This window comes from Halorussus halophilus, from assembly GCF_008831545.1.
GTDB lineage: Archaea > Halobacteriota > Halobacteria > Halobacteriales > Haladaptataceae > Halorussus > Halorussus halophilus.
Map to the genome: position 1 here is coordinate 183,131 of NZ_CP044524.1, position 20,338 is coordinate 203,468.

At 61.8% G+C, this 20,338-nt stretch carries 16 protein-coding genes and 1 pseudogene; 11 read left to right on the forward strand and 6 right to left on the reverse strand.

Annotated elements, in window-relative coordinates; genetic code table 11:
- Positions 1-131 precede the first annotated feature (131 nt).
- The 4 genes from F7R90_RS18920 (at position 132) to F7R90_RS18935 (ending at position 5,238) form a co-directional block, all read left to right on the forward strand.
- Positions 132-1,274, forward strand: a complete 1,143-nt coding sequence (locus F7R90_RS18920; RefSeq protein WP_158059128.1) for a BMP family lipoprotein — start codon at positions 132-134, stop codon at positions 1,272-1,274.
- 77 nt (positions 1,275-1,351) lie between these two features.
- Positions 1,352-2,971: an ABC transporter ATP-binding protein gene (locus F7R90_RS18925; RefSeq protein ID WP_158059129.1), complete on the forward strand. Its 1,620-nt coding sequence runs from the start codon at positions 1,352-1,354 to the stop codon at positions 2,969-2,971.
- An 84-nt stretch (positions 2,972-3,055) separates the two neighbouring features.
- Entirely contained in the window at positions 3,056-4,186 is a 1,131-nt protein-coding gene (locus F7R90_RS18930) for an ABC transporter permease (RefSeq protein WP_158059455.1), read from the forward strand.
- The gene (locus F7R90_RS18935; RefSeq protein ID WP_158059130.1) at positions 4,183-5,238 is read left to right on the forward strand and encodes an ABC transporter permease; all 1,056 of its coding nucleotides are present in this window, start codon (positions 4,183-4,185) and stop codon (positions 5,236-5,238) included. The genes F7R90_RS18930 and F7R90_RS18935 overlap by 4 nt, the downstream gene beginning before the upstream one ends.
- 193 nt (positions 5,239-5,431) lie before the next feature.
- Here the strand turns inward: F7R90_RS18935 and F7R90_RS18940 are convergent, their stop codons facing one another.
- From F7R90_RS18940 to F7R90_RS18950, 3 genes and pseudogenes are all read right to left on the reverse strand, one after another.
- A complete protein-coding gene (locus tag F7R90_RS18940; RefSeq protein ID WP_158059131.1) occupies positions 5,432-6,436 on the reverse strand; it encodes a sensor histidine kinase in 1,005 nt (334 codons plus the stop codon).
- Between the two features lie 8 nt (positions 6,437-6,444).
- A pseudogene (locus F7R90_RS18945) lies at positions 6,445-7,932 on the reverse strand (ATPase domain-containing protein).
- A gap of 523 nt (positions 7,933-8,455) precedes the next feature.
- A complete protein-coding gene (locus tag F7R90_RS18950) occupies positions 8,456-10,348 on the reverse strand; it encodes a CocE/NonD family hydrolase (RefSeq protein ID WP_158059132.1) in 1,893 nt (630 codons plus the stop codon).
- 186 nt (positions 10,349-10,534) lie between these two features.
- Between F7R90_RS18950 and F7R90_RS18955 the strand changes: the two genes are divergently transcribed.
- From F7R90_RS18955 to ggt, 7 genes are all read left to right on the forward strand, one after another.
- Complete coding sequence (locus F7R90_RS18955; RefSeq protein ID WP_158059133.1) at positions 10,535-12,148, forward strand: uracil-xanthine permease family protein; 1,614 nt, start codon at positions 10,535-10,537, stop codon at positions 12,146-12,148.
- 69 nt (positions 12,149-12,217) lie between these two features.
- Entirely contained in the window at positions 12,218-12,631 is a 414-nt protein-coding gene (locus F7R90_RS18960; RefSeq protein WP_158059134.1) for a hypothetical protein, read from the forward strand.
- 97 nt (positions 12,632-12,728) lie between these two features.
- Complete coding sequence (locus tag F7R90_RS18965; RefSeq protein WP_158059135.1) at positions 12,729-14,153, forward strand: dihydroorotase; 1,425 nt, start codon at positions 12,729-12,731, stop codon at positions 14,151-14,153.
- Between the two features lie 107 nt (positions 14,154-14,260).
- Entirely contained in the window at positions 14,261-15,145 is an 885-nt protein-coding gene (locus F7R90_RS18970; protein WP_158059136.1) for an aldo/keto reductase, read from the forward strand.
- Positions 15,146-15,157: 12 nt separating this feature from the next.
- On the forward strand, positions 15,158-15,877 hold the full coding sequence (locus F7R90_RS18975) for a class I SAM-dependent methyltransferase (RefSeq protein WP_158059137.1): 720 nt from the start codon (positions 15,158-15,160) through the stop codon (positions 15,875-15,877).
- A 218-nt stretch (positions 15,878-16,095) separates the two neighbouring features.
- Complete coding sequence (locus F7R90_RS18980) at positions 16,096-17,415, forward strand: hypothetical protein (protein ID WP_158059138.1); 1,320 nt, start codon at positions 16,096-16,098, stop codon at positions 17,413-17,415.
- A gap of 77 nt (positions 17,416-17,492) precedes the next feature.
- Positions 17,493-19,163 (forward strand): gamma-glutamyltransferase, encoded by a 1,671-nt coding sequence (gene ggt, locus F7R90_RS18985; protein ID WP_158059139.1) that lies wholly within the window; start codon positions 17,493-17,495, stop codon positions 19,161-19,163.
- A gap of 9 nt (positions 19,164-19,172) precedes the next feature.
- Here ggt and F7R90_RS18990 read toward each other — a convergent pair whose 3' ends face one another.
- The 3 genes from F7R90_RS18990 to F7R90_RS19000 form a co-directional block, all read right to left on the reverse strand.
- A complete protein-coding gene (locus F7R90_RS18990; protein ID WP_158059140.1) occupies positions 19,173-19,487 on the reverse strand; it encodes a hypothetical protein in 315 nt (104 codons plus the stop codon).
- A gap of 46 nt (positions 19,488-19,533) precedes the next feature.
- Positions 19,534-19,911 (reverse strand): DUF7344 domain-containing protein, encoded by a 378-nt coding sequence (locus F7R90_RS18995; protein ID WP_158059141.1) that lies wholly within the window; start codon positions 19,909-19,911, stop codon positions 19,534-19,536.
- 145 nt (positions 19,912-20,056) lie between these two features.
- Complete coding sequence (locus F7R90_RS19000) at positions 20,057-20,320, reverse strand: Sec-independent protein translocase subunit TatA/TatB (protein ID WP_158059142.1); 264 nt, start codon at positions 20,318-20,320, stop codon at positions 20,057-20,059.
- Between the last annotated feature and the right edge of the window lie 18 nt (positions 20,321-20,338).

Genomic DNA, 20,338 nt, shown 5'->3' on the forward strand with positions numbered 1-20,338 from the left:
GAATTTGAAACCGTAGTTATATTCCCAGAGACGTCACTCGTCGTGGCCTTGCTACGCGAACAGATTCACGAACAGAACGGTTCAATATTCCCTCAATTATTTATACGGTCTTGGTGTGGTACTCGTGGGCAATGAACAACGACATGCCGGACAGCGATTACGAGCGGACACACCGACGAGAATCGAACACCTCTGTCGGTCGGCGCGACTTTCTCAAGTCAGGGACGGTTCTTGGTGGGACGGCTCTCACCGGTCTCGGCGGTTTCGCAGTTGGTGGGGTTTCCGGGACGCAAGGCCAGACGACGAACATCGCCATCATCTCCAGTCCTGCTGGCTTCGGCGATGGGGCGTTCAACGACCTGGCATTAGAAGGTCTCCAGAACGCCGCAGAGAATTCCAACATCAACATCCAACAGGTCGAAGAGACCAACCAATCCCAGTACGGGACGGTCCAATCTCGACTCGCCGAGAGTTCGAATCCGGACTACGACCTCATCGTGCTGGTCGGGTACAACCACACGCAGGCACTCCAGCGCAACGCTACGCGGTACTCCGACCAGCGGTGGATGCTCATCAACGACCACGTGGACCAGCCCAACGTCGCGGGGTACATCTGGGCCAACCACGAGATGTCGTTCCAAGCGGGCGTACTGGCGGGCACGATGACGACCCGGCAACTCGACTACGAGGGCAACTCGACTCAACCAGACGGCACGACGGTCGGCTTCGTCGGCGGGGTAGACGGCGCGCTCATCAACGCCTTCGAACGGTCGTACGTCGCAGGCGTCGAGTACGTCAACGAAGACGTAGACGTTCGCGTCGGGTACATCGGTAACTACACCGACACACAGACGGCGGCCCAGATTGCGAGTTCGCAGTACGACGCGGGCGCTGACATCGTCTACCACGCCGCCGCCGCAGCGGGACAGGGCGTCTTTCAGGCCGCTCAGCAGGCCAGTCGGTTCGCAATCGGTGTGGACGCAGACCAGTCCCAGACGCTCCCGGAGTACGCGAACGTCATCATGGGGTCTGCGGTCAAGCTAATCAACGAGGGGACGAACCGTGTCGCCAACGCCGTGGTCGAAGGAAACTGGAACGAGGTCAACGGTCGGAACGTCCTCGGACTCGAACAGGACGCTGTTTCGGTGGTTCTCGGAGAGGCGGTCGGGCCGCAACTTCCCGACGTAGTCACGCAGAACCTCGAAGAGTCCAAACAGGCCATCATCGACGGCAACATCACGGTTCCGTGTACCGCATCGGGTTGCACGGACTGACAGACCGAGGTCGGCGTTCGGTCTCGCGGACCGACCTGCCGACCGCCAGATAATTCTGCTCACAGACACTCACCACCATGACCAGAAGCGACACAGATGCCTTCGCAGTTCGACTCGACGGAATTACCAAGCGGTTCGGCGATGTCGTCGCCAACGACGACGTAGACTTCACGCTCGAAACGGGGTCGGTCCACGCGCTCGTAGGGGAGAACGGCGCAGGCAAGACGACACTGATGAGTGTTCTCTACGGCCTTTACGACCCTGACGCCGGGACGATATCCATCGACGGAGAACTCCGAAGCTTCGACTCGCCGCGAGATGCCATCGACGCGGGCGTCGGGATGATTCACCAGCACTTCCAACTCGTGGACAACATGACGGTCGTCCAGAACGTCGTCTTGGGTCACGAACCCGAAGAACGGGGACTGGTGGACGAATCGAGCGCCCGCTCGGACATCGCGGACATCTGCGACACGTACGGCTTCGAAGTGGACCAGTACCTCGACACCGAAATCGAACAACTCGGCGTCGGCGTCCAACAACGCGTCGAAATCGTCAAGAGTCTCTATCGGGGGGCCGACACCCTCGTACTCGACGAACCGACCGCCGTGCTGACTCCACAGGAGGTCGAGGGCCTGTTCGACGTGATGGCCGAACTCACCGACAGCGGACGCTCGCTCATCTTCATCACGCACAAACTGGACGAGGCGCTCGCCGTGGCCGACCGAATCACCGTCCTTCGAGATGGGAAGAACGTCGGAACAGTGGACGCAGACGACACCTCCCGGGAGGAACTGGCGCGCATGATGGTCGGTCGGGACGTGCTGTTCGACTCCGAGGAGCGCACCACCTCGCCCGGTGAAATCACGCTCGACGTGGGCGGCCTCTCGGTCCGGAACGACCGCGACTTAGAACAGGTCCGAAACGTCGGATTCGCGGTTCGTGAAGGCGAGATATTCGGCGTGGCTGGCGTCGAGGGCAACGGACAGTCCGAACTCGTCGAAGCGCTGACCGGCCTCCGGGACGCAGACTCGGGTCACATCGTCTTCGAAGGGAAGGACGTCACCGAGACAGGCCGCCGCCGTCGCATCGAGTCGGGCATCGCCTACGTCCCCGAAGACCGCCAAGAAGCGGGGCTAGTGCAGGAGTACGACCTCGTGCGCAACGCATTGTTGGGCAACCAGACCGTCGAACCGTACGAGCGCGGCGGCTTCATCGACTGGACCGCAGTGAGAGACCACGCCGAGAACGTCGTCCGGGAGTACGACGTGCAACCGCGGGACCCGGATGCGAAAGCCCGGTCGCTTTCGGGGGGCAACCAGCAGAAGTTCGTCGTCGGCCGGGAACTCGAACACGACCCGAATCTCCTCGTCGCGTTCCATCCGACGCGGGGCGTGGACATCGGAGCCATCGAGTTCATCCACGAGCGCCTGCGTGACATGCGAGATTCTGGGACCGCCATCGTGCTGGTCTCCTCGAAACTGGACGAGATTCGCACCCTCTCGGACCGACTCGCGGTCATGTACGAGGGCGAGTTCGTGGACGTGGTGGACCCCGACGACGTGAGCGAAGAGCAACTCGGCCTGCTGATGGCCGGACGGACGTTGGAGCGAACTGACGAGGATGCGAAAGCAGGACGCGAAAGCGACGCCGACGAACCTGCCGAACCCCGGCGAGACAGGGGTGTCGAGTCGTGAGCGGAGGTGCCGAATCGTGATTGGAGGTGTGGAGTCGTGAGCGGCATCGACGCCCACGAGACGCTCGACCGGGCGGCCGACCGCATGTTGCGAGCCTCGGTGTTGGAACGATTCGCCATCGCAGTCGCTTCCACGCTGCTCGCGCTCCTGCTCGGTTCTGGGGTGGTGGCCGCGGCGGGCTACGACCCAGTCGTCTTCCTCTCCTCGCTATTCTACGGGGCGTTCGGTAGCGTCTCGAACGTCGCGTTTACGCTGCGTCAATCGACGATGCTCATCCTCGCGGGCGTGGCCGTCGCCATCGCGTTCCGCTCGGGCGTGTTCAACATCGGCGTGCAGGGCCAGTTCGTCGTCGGCGGATTCGCAACGGCGCTCACAGTGCTGTTCCTCGCACCGATGCTCCCGAGCGGAACTGCGGCCGGATTCGCGCTCGTCGTCTTCGGAACTGTCGCGGCCATCGTCGCTGGCGGCGCGTACGCGGCCCTGCCCGGTTTGATGAAAGCCTACGCGGATGCAAACGAGGTCATCACGACCATCATGCTGAACTTCATCGCCACGGGCGTCGTCTTCTTCTTCCTCGACAGTTATCTTCGGCCGCAGGGAGCGGCCGCGCCGAACACCGAACCGTTCCCAGCCTACGTCGGTTTTCCATCGCTGGTCTTCGACAGCGGGTCGTTCTCGGTACTCGGACTCGCCGTCGCACTGCTCACGGTGGTCGTCGTCGCCGTCGTCATGGCTCGCACGCGACTCGGTTACGACCTCGTGACCAGCGGATATCAGGAGCCAGCGGCCGCCTACTCGGGCGTGGACCCGAAGCGGACCGTCGTCACCACGATGACGTTCTCCGGGATGGTCGCTGGCTTGACCGGAGCCATCTTCACCATCATGATTCTGGGCTACTACAGCGACCCCGCCACGTTCCCGACGTTCGGCTTCGACGCCATCGCTGTCAGTCTGCTCGCGGCGAATAATCCACTGGGCGTGGTTCCAGCAGGCATCCTGTTTGGGGGGTTGGACGCTGGCGGGCAGTACATCGGCTTCACGCTCGACGTGCCCGCGGAACTGGTAGACGGCGTCGTCGGTCTCGTGGTATTGTTCGTCGCCACACCGGAACTGTTCCGGATGGCGGCCCGGCGAACTGGTCTCGGTGGCCGTTACCGCGAGAGTGGTGAAGGTCAGACTGGAGGCGAGACAGGAGCGGATGGTGAGGAGCGATGAGTGTCGGTGACTTCTCGACTCGAACGCGACGCACTGTCGGTGCTGGTACAGTAGTTCTCGCTCTGCTGGTTGCTGTTGCGTACGCGTTGGACCTTCCGGGAGCAGAACTCGTCACAGTCGGCGCAGTCGAGCGGACGCTCCGGTCGGCGACGCCAATCGCTCTGGCGGCTATCGGTGGTCTCTACGCCGAGAAGAGCGGCGTCTTCAACATCGGTTTGGAGGGGTTCATGATATTCGGGGCGCTCGTGGCCGCCGCGAGTGCGTGGCTCGTCTCCGGCAGTGGGACGATTACCCAAGGACACCTCTGGTTCGGCATCGTCTCCGCAGTGGTCGTCTGCGCGCTACTGACCACCATTTTCGCCGTGCTGACGATTCGCTACGAGGCCGACCAAATCGTCGCGGGCCTCGCGGTGTGGTTCATCGCGCTCGGGTTTGGGCCGTTCACTGCGACGGTCGTCTGGGGCGGCGTGTCGAGTCCGGTCTTGCCGAACGTCAACAACGTCACCGTTCCCGTGTTAGCCGAGATACCGGTCCTCGGTCGCCTCTTGTTCGACGTGTCGCCGCTGGTGTTGCTCACCGTCCTCGTCACTGCCGCGGCGTGGGTCGTCCTCTACCGAACGAAGTTCGGCTACTGGGTGCAGGCGGCGGGTGAGAATCCGCAAGCACTCGACACTGCCGGAGTGGACGTGAAACGCGTCCGCTACGCCACAGTGATTCTTTCTGGTGCACTGTCTGGACTCGCCGGAGCGACGCTCTCCATTGGGTTCGGGAGCGGTTTCACCGGTACGGGCGTGACGATGGTAGACGGCCGGGGCTGGATTGCAATCGTCGCGTACCTGTTCGGCAACTACAACCCGGTAGGCGCGTTCGGGGCCTCGCTCCTGTTCGGTGCGACGGACATGCTACAGATTCAGTTCCAGACTATCGGCATCTCGTTGCCGGGGAGTCTCGTCGGACTGTTTCCGTACGTGGCGGTTCTAGTGGTGTTGGCGCTGGTCGGCTACACGCGGGTGCCTGCGGCAGTCGGCGAACCCTACGAGAGCGAGGAGTAGCCGTGGCGGGGCGGCGTCGAACACGTGGCCCACCGTCTGAGACCACGTCTGTCGAGGCGGTGGCGCAGCTGGCAGCTATCGTGCGGTCTCGACACGTCCGCTTCGGCGGTCACGGACACAGCGATCGTCGTCTTCTGCTAGTTGGAACCTCGCGTGTGGAGTGAGAACGACGTGGCGAAACGAGTGTGACAGCTCATTCTCCGCGCGTCACGTCTACGCCCGTGAACTCGAAGCGCGCCCCGCCCGTTTCGCTCTCCGTGACCGAACACTCCCACTCGTACACGTCGGCCAGTTCACGGACGAATGCCAGCCCCAATCCGGCCCCACCGTGTTCGCTCGCGGTGGTGTAGCCCGCCTCGAACACGGTCTCGCGCTTGGAGGGTGGGACACCCGTTCCGTCATCGGCCACGTAGAATCCCGACGGAAGGGCACCGACGACGACGGAGACGTCTGCCCCGCCGTGTTCGACCGCGTTCTCGAACAGATTCCGAAAGAGGTGGCGGATGTACGTTTCGTCGGCTTGGATCTCCCCGTCTATATCGACCGTCAAGGTCGCGCTCGCGGTGTCCGCTACGTCCCATGCCGCCCGAGCGGTCTCTGCCGGGTTTATCGTCGTCGCATCGGACACCGCCTCGCTGCCCCGCGTCAGCACCAACAGTACATCGATCATGGCCTCAAGTCGGTCGAACGCCTCTGTGACGTACGCGACCGCCTCAGTGTCCGCTGTAGTTGGCAACTGTTGGCTGTAGATTTGTCCGATGGCGACGGGATTGCGGAGTTCGTGTGCGAGCATACTCGCAAAGCGGTCGAGTCGGTCTGTTTTCTCGATGAGCGTCCTGGTCTGGGCGCGGCGGGAGAGTAGATTCGAGAGTCGTCGGAAGAGGGTGGCCTTGTCGACCGGCGCGGTCATGATTTCGTCGACAATCTGAGGGGAATCCACCGAGTCGGCGTCGGGAAGCTTGATGTTGATGTCGGTGTCCTCGCGGCGAATGAGGACGACCGGACAAAACTGGGGATGGTTGTCGCGCTTGTGCGCCAGCAACGTATCACGATACTTCGGGAGCGTGCGGTCATCGACGATGTGGCAGTCGACCCCCTGGAACGTCTGGTCGTCTTCGACCGCGTAGCGCTCTCGGAGCACCGATGCTAACGCCTGCCGATTACCTTCGCCCGCGGTGAGAATCTGCACCTGACTCATGAATCAGTCTACTCCCCTGAATGGTGTGCGTTCGTCTCGTCGAGGTGGCGATGATTCCGCACTCGCTCCGGCGTGCCACTCAAGATGCCGCGAACGTCGGTTATCGGGTCGCCGACTTCGATACCGTCAGCAGTGATGGTGTACTCTCGGAGGGTGTCCTCGAAGCCGCCGATACGCTTCTTGACGACGCCAGCGACTCGCCTGAGCCGCCCATCCAGTTCGATGTACTTCAGGAACATGATGTTGTCCGCGATGTAACTGATGTTCGAACTGGTGGGACTCGGCAGGCCTGTTACGTGCCCGATCTCGTCGATGAGCACGACGGCCACGTTCATGTTCTTCAGATACCGAGTCAGCGCGTGGATCTTCCGACCTAGCTGTTCGACATCACCGTACAGCGCCGACTGGTAACCGTTGATGCCGTCGATCACGACGAGTTCGAGGTCCTGCTCTTCGACCTGGGCTCGGGCGCGTTGGCCGAACTCCTCGGCTGACTGCGTAAGCGGGTCGATGGGTTCGAGTGTGAGCGTCCCGCTGTCACACAGATCCGTCACCGGGATGCCGAACGTTTAAGAGCGGTGGACGAACATGTTCGTCGACTCCTCAAACAGATACGCCACGGCGGACTCGCCGTTCGACGCAACGGTCTCGAGGAATTCGGTAGCAGTGGTCGACTTACCGACGCCCGATGGCCCGCTGATAATCGTGACAGTTCCGCGTTCGATACCGCCACCGAGCAGGGCATCGAACTCGTCGATTCCGGACGTGATCTGGGTTGGCTCGAACGCCTCGCTGTGGTCTTGGGGGACGAGCGACGGGAACACGTCGATACTGCCGTCTCGAATCGCCATGCCGTGGGTGCCGGCCCGGTCACCGACGCCGCGGTGTTTGACCACGTCGATGCGCCGCCCGACTTCGCCTCGTTCGAGGGTGATGATGCCGTCACTGAGCGACTGGAGTTGGTCGTCGAGGTCGGTGGTCGTCTTCGTGGCGAGAACCGTTGTCCCCCGGTCTTTGAGAAACCGCATGAACGCGATCATGCGCTTGCGGAACTGGTACTCGGTCGTCTCGACGTACTGGAGTTGGCTGATGGGGTCGATGAGAACGCGATTCGGGTCGATTTCCTCGACAGCGTCCCGGATGTCCGCGATGTAGTTCTCGTACTCGACGTCCTGAGGGTTCACGAGGTCGTACGTCCGCTCTTGACTGAAGAACTCGGACTCCGGGCCGAGGTCGAGGAAGTCGGCGCCGTCGAGGCTGATGCCCAGTTCTTCGGCGTTGACACGGAGGTCCTCGCGTGATTCTTCGCCGTGAATGAAGAGGACGTTTTCGTCGTTCTCCAGACCTGTGCTCAGGAACTCCGACCCAAGGAGCGTCTTGCCGGTACCCGGCCCCCCGAGGACGAGATAGATGCGCTCGGCGACGAACCCACCCCGGAGCAACGAATCAAGACCCAAAATTCCACTTGAATATCTTTTTCGAGAATCTATACCCATGAACAATGTGAATTCACTTCTGGTATAAGGTATTTGGGGGACTTATGGTCGCGCTACGTGAAAGAATAACCCGCTATGCGCTCTCTCTGCACATTCGTTCCGATTAAATCGACGAAGAATCGTGCAGCGTCACCATCGACGTATCGAGTTGGATTTCCTATCTGCGCAGACACCTTCGACTTCCTCGCCTTCGGGGAGGACGACGTTCGAAACGAACGTCGTGACGCCGCCTGCGATGAGACCGGACCCGTCGAGCAGTCGGACTTCGCTGGGGAACTACGCCGCGTCCGTGCGGACTTCGATGCCGACGCCGGTCACGAGCGGGAAACATGTCTCGGATGTCGTCGATGTCGTCCCCAATCAACTGCTCTCCAGTGGTGTGAGCGCCCCCGCCATGTCACGTTTGATGTAGAAAGACAAGAGGTCTTACACTAATCACTTAACTGTCGCCACGAAAATATTGGTTAGAGTGGAAATGCCGTCGTAGATTGTGAAGGAGAACGAACAGTAGGTCGGCTTTCGACTACTCTCTCGGTCGCAACGGCAACTCCACTTGCGTCGGATGCTCTTGCTCGAAGTACACCGTGTTCTTCGCCACGTTGTACTCTCGGTCCCCATACAGTGGGCCACCCGTGTTGTGGTTCACGTCGTAGCGCGGGAAGTTCGACGACGAAATGTCCAGTCGAATCTGGTGGCCCGCTTCGAAGACGTTCGCTGTGGGATAGAGTTCCATCTCGAATTCGTACACTGCGCCCGGTTCCACGAAGTCCGCGCTGTCCCGATACCCACGATACCGCGCACGGCAAATCGAATCGCAGAGGTTCAGCGCGAAGCCGTTCTCGAAGTCCTCGCTCGGCGGATACTCGTCGATGAGCTTCGCCGTGAAGTCCGTGTCTTTCGCGTCCGTCGAACCGAAGACGCTGACTCGAATCGGTCCGGCAATCTCGACGGCCTCTTCGAGCGGCGGCGTTCGGAACACCAGCACGTCGTCGCGCTCCTCCAGCGGTCGGTAAGGAGCGTCGGCGAAGTACGTGTCCTCTCGCGTGCGCTGGTCGTAGCCGCCGCGGCCGGTCATGTCGAGCAGTTTTCGCTCGCCGAGCGGGTACTCCAGAATCGACTCCTCGCGCGGTTCGTAGCTGATGTACGACGAGCAGTTGCCGCCCAGCGTCGGCACTGGGTCTTTGGGGTCGAACTCGTAGGTGGTCGAAGCCTCCCTCGCGGTCGGTTTCTCGGTGCTGAGGGTGCCGTCCGAGTGCGCGTAGTAGGTCGTGAACTCCGTATTTCGGAGAGGCCACGACTCGCCTTCGGCCCACTCACCGCCGTGGTAGAGTCGGCCGTCTCGGGTCTGTTTCCCAGACCCTGTTCCCATTCGGAAGTACTGCACCGTCGGTTGGTCGCTCCACGTGTCCTCGCCTTTCAGATAGTGGTCGAAGAAGCGCAGACGGGTCTCCTGATAGTCTCGCAGGGCCTGCTCGCCGAACTCCAGTTCGCCCGAGTAGGACTTGTTCCACGACGGGAGCGGGTAGCTGTTCCAGCCGTGGGTCCACGGTCCCATCAGCAGATAGTGGTCGCTCGACTTCTTCGCCGCGAGTGCCTCGAAGTTGTCGCAGGTCGCCTTCGTGTAGGAGTCGTACCACGCGCCCGCGTAGACGGTGGGCACGTCTGCACTCTCGTCGTAGAAGTTCTCGAAGTTGACGCCCGGCGACTGCCAGAGCTCGTCGTCGGCGTCGCCCTGCTCCATGATGTCGAACGCCCACTCCTCGTAGTCGGGGATGTGCCGGAGTGGTGATTGGCCGCGCTGGACTGGCCCATCGGCAAGTACCTCGCGCACGTCTACGTTCGCCAGTCGCTGTTGAATCTCGGGGTTGTCGAGCGCGCGCTGGGCGAACCCGCCGCCCAGCGTCAGTGCCCAGCAGAGCCAGCGCAGTTCGAACGCGCCGTTGTGCCGGAAGGTAGCTTTTCGGCCGTTCGCCGCCCCCTGATTGACGAACATCGCTTCCAGGTGCGGCGGGTCTTGCGTGGCGAGCGCAGACTGGACCCACGCGCCGTACGAGGTGCCGATGGTCCCGACCTGTCCGTCGCAGTAGTCCTGCTCAGCGAGCCATTCGACCGTGTCGTAGCCGTCCTCGGCTTCGTTGACGAAGATGTAGTAGTCGCCCTCGCTCTCGAAGCGTCCACGGCAGTCCTGAATGGCGACGACGTAGCCCCGCTTGGCGAACCACTCGCCGTGGCGTTCCATCCGACCGCGCTTGTTGTACGGGGTGCGGTCGAGCAGCACGGGTTTCGGGTCGTCGATTGGCTCGCCGGTCTCCGGGTCGGCGGGCCGATACACGTCCGTCGCCAGCGTCACGCCGTCTCGCATCTCCACAGAGGCGTCGAGTTGGGCGTGTACTTCGTATTCGGCTTCTCCTACCATACAATCACGTGCTGGCTAATCGTGAAATAGGTTCCCCTCTCCCGATTACATTCTCACATATCTAGATGCAAAAATTACCGGAGGTTTTATAGTAATTGTTTCTCCATTGGTAGCCGTTACAGTCATGCGAACAATTGCCAATACGATATCGACCACTGAATCCCCCGACTTCGCAGGAGGGCGGCTATGAGCGACGACCCCATAGAGGGTGACATTGCGCCGGAAGGACCGCCACCGAGCGACGAGCCAGAAGCCGCGAGCTTCGTGGAGTACGGCATCGAAGACAAGCCACCGTTGGGCGAGTCGATACTCTTAGGATTCCAACATTATCTGACGATGATCGGTGCGACGGTCGCCATCCCGCTCGCGCTCGCTGGCGCGATGGGGATGTTCGAGACGGCACCGGGCGACGTGGGTCGTCTCATCGGCACATTCTTCGTCGTCTCCGGTATCGCCACGTTGGCACAGACGACCATCGGGAACAAGTACCCCATCGTGCAAGGTGGAACGTTCTCGATGCTCGCCCCCGCGCTCGCTATCATCGGCGTGCTCGCGTCACAGGGCGTCGGTTACGAGGGGATGTTACAACACCTGATGGGTGCGGTCATCGTCGCAGGCTTGGTCGAGGTGGCAATCGGTTACTTCGGCGTGATGGGAGCGCTCAAACGCTACGTGAGCCCCATCGTCATCGCACCGACCATCGCACTCATCGGTCTCGCGCTGTTCAGCGCACCACAGATTACGAACCCGAATTTCGGCGCACCAGGCACCGGACAGAACTGGTGGCTCGTGGGTCTGACCCTCGTTCTCATCGTCGGCTTCTCTCAGTACCTCGACACCTACCACCGAACGTTCAGACTGTTCCCGGTGCTACTCGGCATCGGCACCGCGTGGATCGTCGCGTTCGCCCTTTCGTGGGCAGGCGTCTTCCCGTCTGGTTCGACTAGCTACGTCGATATCGGTGCAGTGATGAGCGCGCCGCTCATTCAGCCAGTCGTGCCGTTCCAGTGGGGCATGCCGCAGTTCCAACTTTCGTTCATCATCGGGATGATTGCCGGGATGCTCGCGTCAGCCATCGAAAGCTTCGGTGACTACCACGCGGTTGCCCGAATGGCTGGCAAAGGCGCCCCGAGCAAGAAGCGCATCGACCACGGCATCGGCATGGAGGGCCTCGGCAACGCCTTCGCGGGCATCATGGGCACCGGCAACGGTTCGACCTCCTACACGGAGAACGTCGGTGCCATCGGCATCACGGGCGTCGCTTCCCGATACGTCGTCCAAATCGGTGCCATCGTGATGATTATCGCGGGTTACATCGGCTTCGTCGGTCAAGCGTTCGCCACGATTCCCGCACCCATTGTCGGTGGTCTCTACATCGCAATGTTCGGCCAAATCGCTGCGGTCGGTCTCTCCCAACTCCAGTTCGTGGACTTGGACAGCAACCGAAACGTCTTCATCGTCGGGTTCGCGCTGTTCGCCGGGCTTGCGATTCCGGCCTACATGGGTAACGTCGAAGGCGGTGCCGCTGGCTTCCAAGAGGGCCTCTCGCAGGTCGCTCTGCTCGGCGGCGTGCTCGGCAGTGAAGTCATCGCGACGACCGTGTTCGTCATCGGTTCGACGGGCATGGCCGTCGGCGGCATCATCGCGTTCTTCCTTGACAACACCATCGAAGGCACCGCCGAAGAGCGCGGCATCACCGAACTCGAAGAGATGTCGGAAGACGATTCGGACTTCGACGCCTTCTTCGACCGATTCTCGCGGTCGTCGGAGAGCGAGGAACCCGCACCGCGCGCGGACTAACGAATCGGCTCTTCGAACCAACTCTTCAAACCGACTCTTTTAACGTGGCGTCGCTTCGACTCCACAGACATGACTGACCTAACCGACGCGCTGGTGGAGGGCGAGCGCGAGCGAGAACGCCTCTCGCTCCGAACTGGTGGGACGCTCGTGCTGACCGACGAGCGGTTACTAGTGGACGCCGACGACGAAGTGACGGCCGTCGAAATCGCCGACGTGGCAGAGGTCACGGTCGAAGACTACGACTGGTTTCTCCTCGTGCTGAGCGTCTCGCTGGTCGGCTACGGTCTCTACTCGACCCAGCGCGACGTGGCGATAGGGTTGGCGTTCGCGGGATTCGGCGCGGCGAGTCTCCTCTGGACGTACCGAAAGCGCGGGAAGGTCCGGGTCAAGGTCGAAGGGCGCGCGAAACCGCTGTCGATGTTACCCGAAGACACCGACGCATTCTCGGCCGCGATGGAAGCGGCACTCAGCGACGAGGAGTGAGCGACGCGAACGACGGCGACGACTCTATTTCCCTGCACTATCTCTCCGAAAAATATACCATACTGCTAAGTCCCGGTGCTGAGATGTGTGGCGTACTATGGACGGACAAGCAGACCTTCGAGTCGTCAACGCCCGTGTCGTAACCCCGAGCGGTTCCATCGACGGCGGCGTCGCGGCCGCTGACGGTGAAATCGTCGCAGTCGGTTCCGAGCGAAACCTCCCTGACGCAGACCGCACCATCGACGCGGAGGGCAACTATCTGATTCCTGGCTTCATCGACCCGCACGTTCACTGGGGGCTCTCCCGCTACGAGTACGAATACCACGAAGGGCTCGCCCACGACTTCGAGACAGAGACCCGCGGCGCGGTCCACGGGGGCGTCACCTCCGTCGTGAACTTCCTCCTCCAACCGGACCCCTACGTGCCGGACATGGACTTCTTCCGCGAGGTCGGCGAAGAGAACTCCTACATCGACTTCGCCTACCACGCCATCGTCCATCAGGACCACCACGTCGAGGAAATTCAGGACCTCGCCGAGGAGGGCGTCCGCTCGTTCAAGGTCTTCTTCAACTGGTACAAACACGCTTCGCCCGAGTTGGGCATCGACCACTCCGACGCGGGTCGGGTCTACAAGGTACTGGACGACGTGGCCGACATCCCCGGCGGCGTCGTGATGTTCCACGCCGAGAACGAGGACTTGGCAATCGAGCGTCGCAAGGAGTTACAGGAAGAGGGCCGCAACGACCTCGAAGCGTGGTCCGAATCCGCGCCGAACATCTGCGAGGCGATGCAGATAGAGCAGATTGGGAGACTCACGGAGTTCACCGACTCACGGGCCTACATCGTCCACATGAGCACGGGCGAGGGCGTGGACATCTGCGAGCGATTCCAAGAGAAAGGCGTCAACCTCCACGCCGAGACGCTCCCGGCCTTTTTGGCCCACACGAAAGACAAGGACCTCGGCAACTGGGGTAAGATTTCCCCGCCGCTCCGTGGCGAGGAGAGCAAGAAGCGCCTCTGGGAGGGCCTCCGAAACGGCACCGTCGAGTACCTCGGCACGGACCACTGCCCGCACAAAATCGAGTTCAAGGAGAAGGACACGGGCAAGTACGGCGACGTGTGGGACGCTATTCCGGGCGACAACAACGGCATCGAGTACTTCCTGCCGGTGATGATGAGCGAAGGCGTCAACAAGAACCGCCTCTCGATGGAGCGACTCGTGGAGGTGGCCTGCGAGAACAACGCCAAGCGCTGGGGTCTCTACCCCCGGAAGGGCGCGCTCGCGGAAGGGTCGGACGCAGACATGGTCATCGTCGATTTGGACAAATCGAGAGTCGTGGACGACGACTTCTACCACACCATGGAACCGGGCTACTCGACGTTCCACGGCGAGGAACTGACCGGCCTGCCGACGCACACGATTGTGGGTGGAGAGGTTGTCGTGGAAGACGACGAACTGCAAGTTGACAAGGGCGGTCGGAGCTATCTGGCGCGCGGGCCTGAAGGCGTCGTGCGGGAGTAGGAAGCCAAAGAGAATACAATTCAGATTCCTCGGTTGTGACGACGCGCCGATGCAGAACCGAAACAGACTGGACTTACGTTTATGGATGGGGATAGCAATCACTCTGTATGGAGACGCGCTCACTCGGTGACACCGGACACGACAGCACCGTCATGACGTTCGGCGCGATTGCGCTCAACTGGCTCGAACAGGAGGGCGCGAACCAGATGGTCGAACTCGTCCTCGACCGCGGCGTCAATCACTTCGACGTCGCCCCGACCTACGGCGACGCAGAACTGAAACTCGGACCGAAGCTCCGCCAACACCGTGAGGATATCTTCCTCGGTTGCAAGACCCAAGAGCGTGACTACGAGGGTGCGAAACAGAAGCTCGAACGCTCGCTGGACCGCCTCGGCGTCGATACAATCGACCTGTATCAGGTACACGGTCTCGAATACGAAGCGGAACTGGACACCATCACGGGCGAAGATGGTGCGCTCGAAGCGTTCCGCGAGGCCAAAGCGGAGGGCCTTATCGACCACATCGGCCTGACCAGCCACGGAAATCCCCAACTCATTCTCGATGCAATCGACCGCATCGACGACCTCGAAACAGTGATGTTCCCGTTGAATCCCGTCGTCGCTGGCAAGGACGACGACGAACACGACTACGAGGCCGTCTTGGAGCGGGCGAACGACGAGAACGTCGGCACGCTCGGCATCAAGGCGTTCGCGAAGGGACCGTGGCCCTCGACGGACGAACTGTCAGAGGCCGACCGCCCGTACGCGAACTGGTACGAGCCGACTGACACGCCGACCGAGATAGCGGAACGGTTCGACTTCGCGGCCGCACAGGGTCTGACGAGCGTCGTCAGTCCAGGAGACCCGAAGCTCGTCGCGATGGTGCTCGACGCTGCACGACGCTACGACGGAATGGACGAGGCCGCCCAGCGGTCGCTGGTCGAGCGCCTCCGTCACGACGAAAGTCCGGTGCCCGAGCAACTCCACCACTAATCGAGGGTCCTGATGGACATCCCCCAAACGGTCAGGACTGCTCTCGCGGACCAGCCAGTGTGTGGTTCGACCTGTCTCGAAGCCGGAGCAGGCGTCGGCAATACCACGGCTGGACTCCTTGCCGAAGGTTGCGCTCGTGTCTACGCGGTGACGAACGACGGCGAACACGCGACGACCGTCCGTGAACGAGTCGGACGCGAGGAGTCTGACCGAACTGCTGTACTGGAAGCGGACCTCCGCGACGTCCCCCTGAGTGACGATTCAATCGAGCTTATCACCGCCCACGGCCTGTTCAACGTGCTCGCCCCAGACGCGCTCGGGACTGTCGTGGCTGAGTTGACTAGAGTTGCGAAACCGGGATGTCGTCTCGTCGTCGACGATTACGCGCCCCTGCCGGATGATGCGGCCGTCAGTGACCTGTTCGCCGTCGAGAACGCTATCACGGAACTGGCCGAAGGAAGACCCGCACTGACGTTCTATCCGGTGTCGGTGCTACGACGACTGTTCGCCGGGTACGGATGGGAGTTCGACCGGAAACGAATCTTACTCGACCCGGTGCCGTGGACTGCGAGTCACGTCGAGGCACACACCGAGGTCGTTCGCAGGGCCGCCGAAACGCTGTCTAGCGACGTGGGTGAGTCTCTTCTCGAAGAGGCTGAGCGTCTCGCTGCCGAGATAGGCGAGGAATCGGTCGGCGAGATGTACAGTGTCGCGATGCGACTGCCGAGGTAACACTCGCGAGTAAGGGAGTCTACCAGCCGAGGACTAGATCTCCGAGAGCGGAGACCTTGGCTATGATAGCTTCGACGTTTTCCTCGTCGGTCCTAACTGTTTGCAGAATGGGTTCGAGATACCGACCGACAGTGTCGCAGTCGCCCTAACGCACAGAAGACACGACGCTATCGGTGGTCCACAAAACATTTACTCACTCGACCAACACTTCCGACAAAGTGCCCTCCAAGTTCACCCGCAGACACTTCCTCGGCGGCGTCGCTGGCGGCGGTGCCCTCACGCTCTCGGGCTACCAGTTCCTGCCCGCGAAATTCCTGCCGAACGTCGTCCTCGAAGAACGAACCAAACGCCAGCAAATCCCAGAAGTCGAGACGACGCTCTCGGTCGCACCCGATGCAATCTCACAATCTCGCAAGCAACTCCGCGACGTCATCGACCGCGGCGAAGCGGCGTGGAAGCAGGTAGAGGACGCCGACGTAGAGTCCGACCAAGAGGAGTTCGACCGGAACCTCCAAAGCACGCTCGACACTGCGAGAGAGAAACTCTCGGAGACCGAAGGGAACGACGCCACGACGGAGACGCTCAAGAACCTCCGCTACGGCGTCAATCGCGGTGCGTGGTCGCTCGCTGCCGCGAAGGCAATCTCCGAGGAGTACGACCTCGACGCGATTCGAAGTCGCTCGGAGAAACTCTACAGCAACCTCAACGAGTTCGCCGAGTCCATGTCCCACGCAGTCGCCGACCCACGTCGCGGCCTCGCGTACCTCTATCGGAGTCAGCGCGCACTCACCTTCGCGCGGATGAAGACCGACTTTCTCGGCGACCCGACCGACGAAGAGCGCGCGAACTCCGAGCTCGACCACGGCACGGTCGTCAGCGCGATTCGCGCAGAAATCGAGGGTCGCCGTTGGCTCGGTGACGCGAAAGCGATGTACGATGCCCACCGGTCGAACGTCGCCGACGCGGAGAGTGCGACCGACCTCGAATCGCATCTCGACCAGACGTGGCAGGAGATGGCCGAGCGAATCGACGGTATTCTCCCCGACCGCGAGACGGCGGTCGAGCGGTACTTCCCCGAAAGCGAGGGACCACACCACCACGCTGTCAACGAACTGTACAACAACGGCTACATGGTGGCTCAGGACGCCTACCCACCGTCCGACGGAATCCGACAGGACCTGCTCGCCTACGTCGCGGTCGAACACGCGAAAGCTCTTCAGCACGCGCTCGGGTTCGAATCGACAGTCAAACAGCTCGAAACCGCCTTCGAGAACGACAAGGTCGGCATGCCGCTGGTCGCCCGAACGAAGACTGACGCTATCAATCGTCTCGGCTCACTGCTCGACGAGTCGAACGACCCGATAACGCGAGAACTCGCGGCCCGCCCGCGCGAGGAAATCGTCATCGGCGACTGGTCGCTCGGACTCGACCCGCAGTTCGAGTCGGAGCATCCCCACGCCGAAGCGTACTCGACGTTTCTCCTCGCGGCGCAGAATATTCGACACACGCCGGACGTATTGGACTCGTTGTTGCCCTGAAATTCTCCGCCTGCATTCTCCGTCCCTACCCTGCCCCTTCCCCGCTCCTTTTACCCTCCGTACGCCAATCGCTACCTATGCCCGACCCGGACCTCGACAGGTTCAGTTCACGACGCTCGACAGTGTACGCCAAGAACGGTCTCGTCTCGACGAGTCAACCACTCGCCGCGGAGGCTGGAGTCCAACTCTTGCGGGAAGGCGGCAACGCCTTCGACGCGGCCGTCGCCACCGCCGCCGCGCTCAACGTGGTCGAACCCACGAGTACAGGTCTCGGCGGCGACGTGTTCGCGCTCTACAAGACCGCCGACGGCGAGGTCGGCGCGATGCGGTCTTGCGGTGGTGCGCCCGCCGAGGCGACCATCGAGAACGTCCGCAACGCGCTCCGCGAGGCAGACGACGCCTCGCAGTACTACCCCGAATCGCGGGGCTACGCGACAGACGACGCAGAAGAGGCGGGTATGCCCTTCCTCGGCCCCCACGCGGTTACGGTGCCCGGCACCGCCCGCGGGTGGGAAGCCACCGTGCAGGAACTCGGCCGTCTCACGCTCGCCGACGCCCTGCAACCTGCAATCGGCTACGCGACCGAGGGGTATCCCGTCTCGGAGGTTATCGCCTCCCACTGGACCGGCGCGGAGGACTTGTTCACCGACGACCACGCCCGCGAGGCGTACCTGAAAGATGGAAATGCGCCCGGCGTCGGCGAAGAAATGACGCTCCCGAGACTCGGCGAGACGATGGAGACGATTGCGGAGGAAGGTGCTGACGTGGTCTACGAAGGCGAGATAGCAGAGCAGATTGCAGGCGAAATTCAGGAGAAGGGCGGGTTCATGACCGTCGAGGACTTAGCCGCCTTCGAACCCGAATTTATCGACCCCGTCTCGACCACCTACAACGGTGCGGAAATCTACGAACTCCCGCCGAACAACCAAGGTCTCATCGCGCTCGAAGCCCTCAACATCGCCGAAGAACTCGATGCGGGCGAGCATCCCATCGACTCCCCCGAGCGCGTCCACTACTTCGCGGAGGCGATGAAGCGCGCGTTCCACGACGGCCACCGGTACATCACCGACCCCGAGTACGAGGAGATTCCGCCGCTCGCAGACAAGGGCTACGCCAAAGAACGCGCCGAAGAGGTCGGCGAGTCGGCCAGCGACGTGAGCTTCGGCTTCCCCGGTGACACCGGTGCGGACCACGCCGAGGACGCAGACACCGTCTTGCTGACCGTCGCCGACGACGAGGGCAACGTCGTCTCCTACATCAACTCCCGGTTCGCTGGCTTCGGTTCCGGTCTCGTCGCTGGCGACACTGGCATCGCGCTCCAGAACCGCGGGGCCTCTTTCTCGCTGGACTCCGAGCATCCGAACAGCCTCGAACCCGGAAAACGCCCGTTCCACACGCTGATTCCAGCACTTGCGAAGTTCGACGAGGACGACTGGGCGGCGTTCGGCGTCATGGGCGGCTACATGCAACCGCAAGGACACGTCCAAGTCATCTCGAATATCGTCGATTACGACGTGCCGCTACAAGCCGCGCTCGACGAACCGCGCTGGCGCTACCGCGAAGACGGGTCGCTGGCCGTCGAAGCGCGCATGGACGACCGCGTGCAGTCGAAACTCGCGCGGATGGGCCACGACGTGAGCGTTCTCCCGCCGGTGATGTTCGGGGGTGCCCAGATTACTCGGTGTGCGGAGGACGTGCTGTCGGGTGCGACGGAACCGCGAAAAGACGGCAACGCCACCGGTTACTGACGACTTCTCTTACTTTTCGGATTCGCTACTCTCTTCGTTTTCGGCCGTGTTCTCCGTCGCTTCACTACCGGACCTGCTCTCCGTCGCTTCACTACCGGACCTGCTCTCCGTCGCTTCGCTACCGGACTCGCTCGTTGTCTTCTCGTCGGTCGTCCCGCTCTCGTCGATAGTGATTTCGGTCGGTTCGCGCTGGCCGCCATCCCAGTCTGCGTCGTCGCCGCCTCGTGCGCCGAGGACGTAGCCGACTGCGAACGTCACCGCGAGGAGTACCAGCGTCCGGAGTGACGAACGGTCTCGCTCGGCACCTTCGGTATCGGTTGCCATGTGTGAGCAAACGGGCGTCGATGACTTTTCCGTTGCGGGTCCGTTTTCATCCCTCGTGTCGGCGCACTTGGTCGAGAAAACTCGTCAGCGGTGCTTTGATATTTATCTTCGTCACTTCGCCGTCGTTGGAGTCGTAGACGATGATGCCAGCCTGCTCCAGTTTCGGCAAGTGGTTGTGATGGAGCGCGGTGGCGATTTCGGTGCGAGTAATCATCGAGACTTGGTCGGGCGGTTGTTGGAACTCCCGGCCAGCGACTTCGTCGGTGAGTCGCTCGATTGGTACCGGTTCTGGCTGTCCGTCGAGACAGGCGAGGGCGTGACGGCGGTAGCGGTCGCTCAGTAGCGACAACGTCTCGTCTATCTCGGAGGGTGACTCGTCGCGGTCTTGCTCTTGCTCGTCGTCCGCGACCGAGTCGTCGGTCATACCCGGTCAGACACTCTCCGGCCCTAAACGGTTGTCGCATGACGCTCGCGGAAATCGTAAAAATGACCTTACGATTCAAGTTGCATGGCTTCCGGAGGCGCTAGCGGCAATTGGGTCGAAGTACGAACGCTAGAACGTAGTGGTCTCAGGCTTCGGTCTCAGTCTCGGCGACGGAGTTCGTGTTCGTGTTGGTGTTGGTCTCGGCGTTGATGTCGTCGCCCTTCATCTCGTCCAGTTCGTCTTCGATGTCTTGGCGACCTTTCTTGAACTCGCCCATCGCTTCGCCGGTCGAACGTGCTAGCTTCGGAATCTTGTTCGCGCCGAACAGCAGGACGGCGATGAGGAGGATGACCATCATCTCCATGCCGCCGGGAACGGGTCCGAACAGTGGTGTGGTTTCGAGTACCATCGTAACTGGTACGAACTG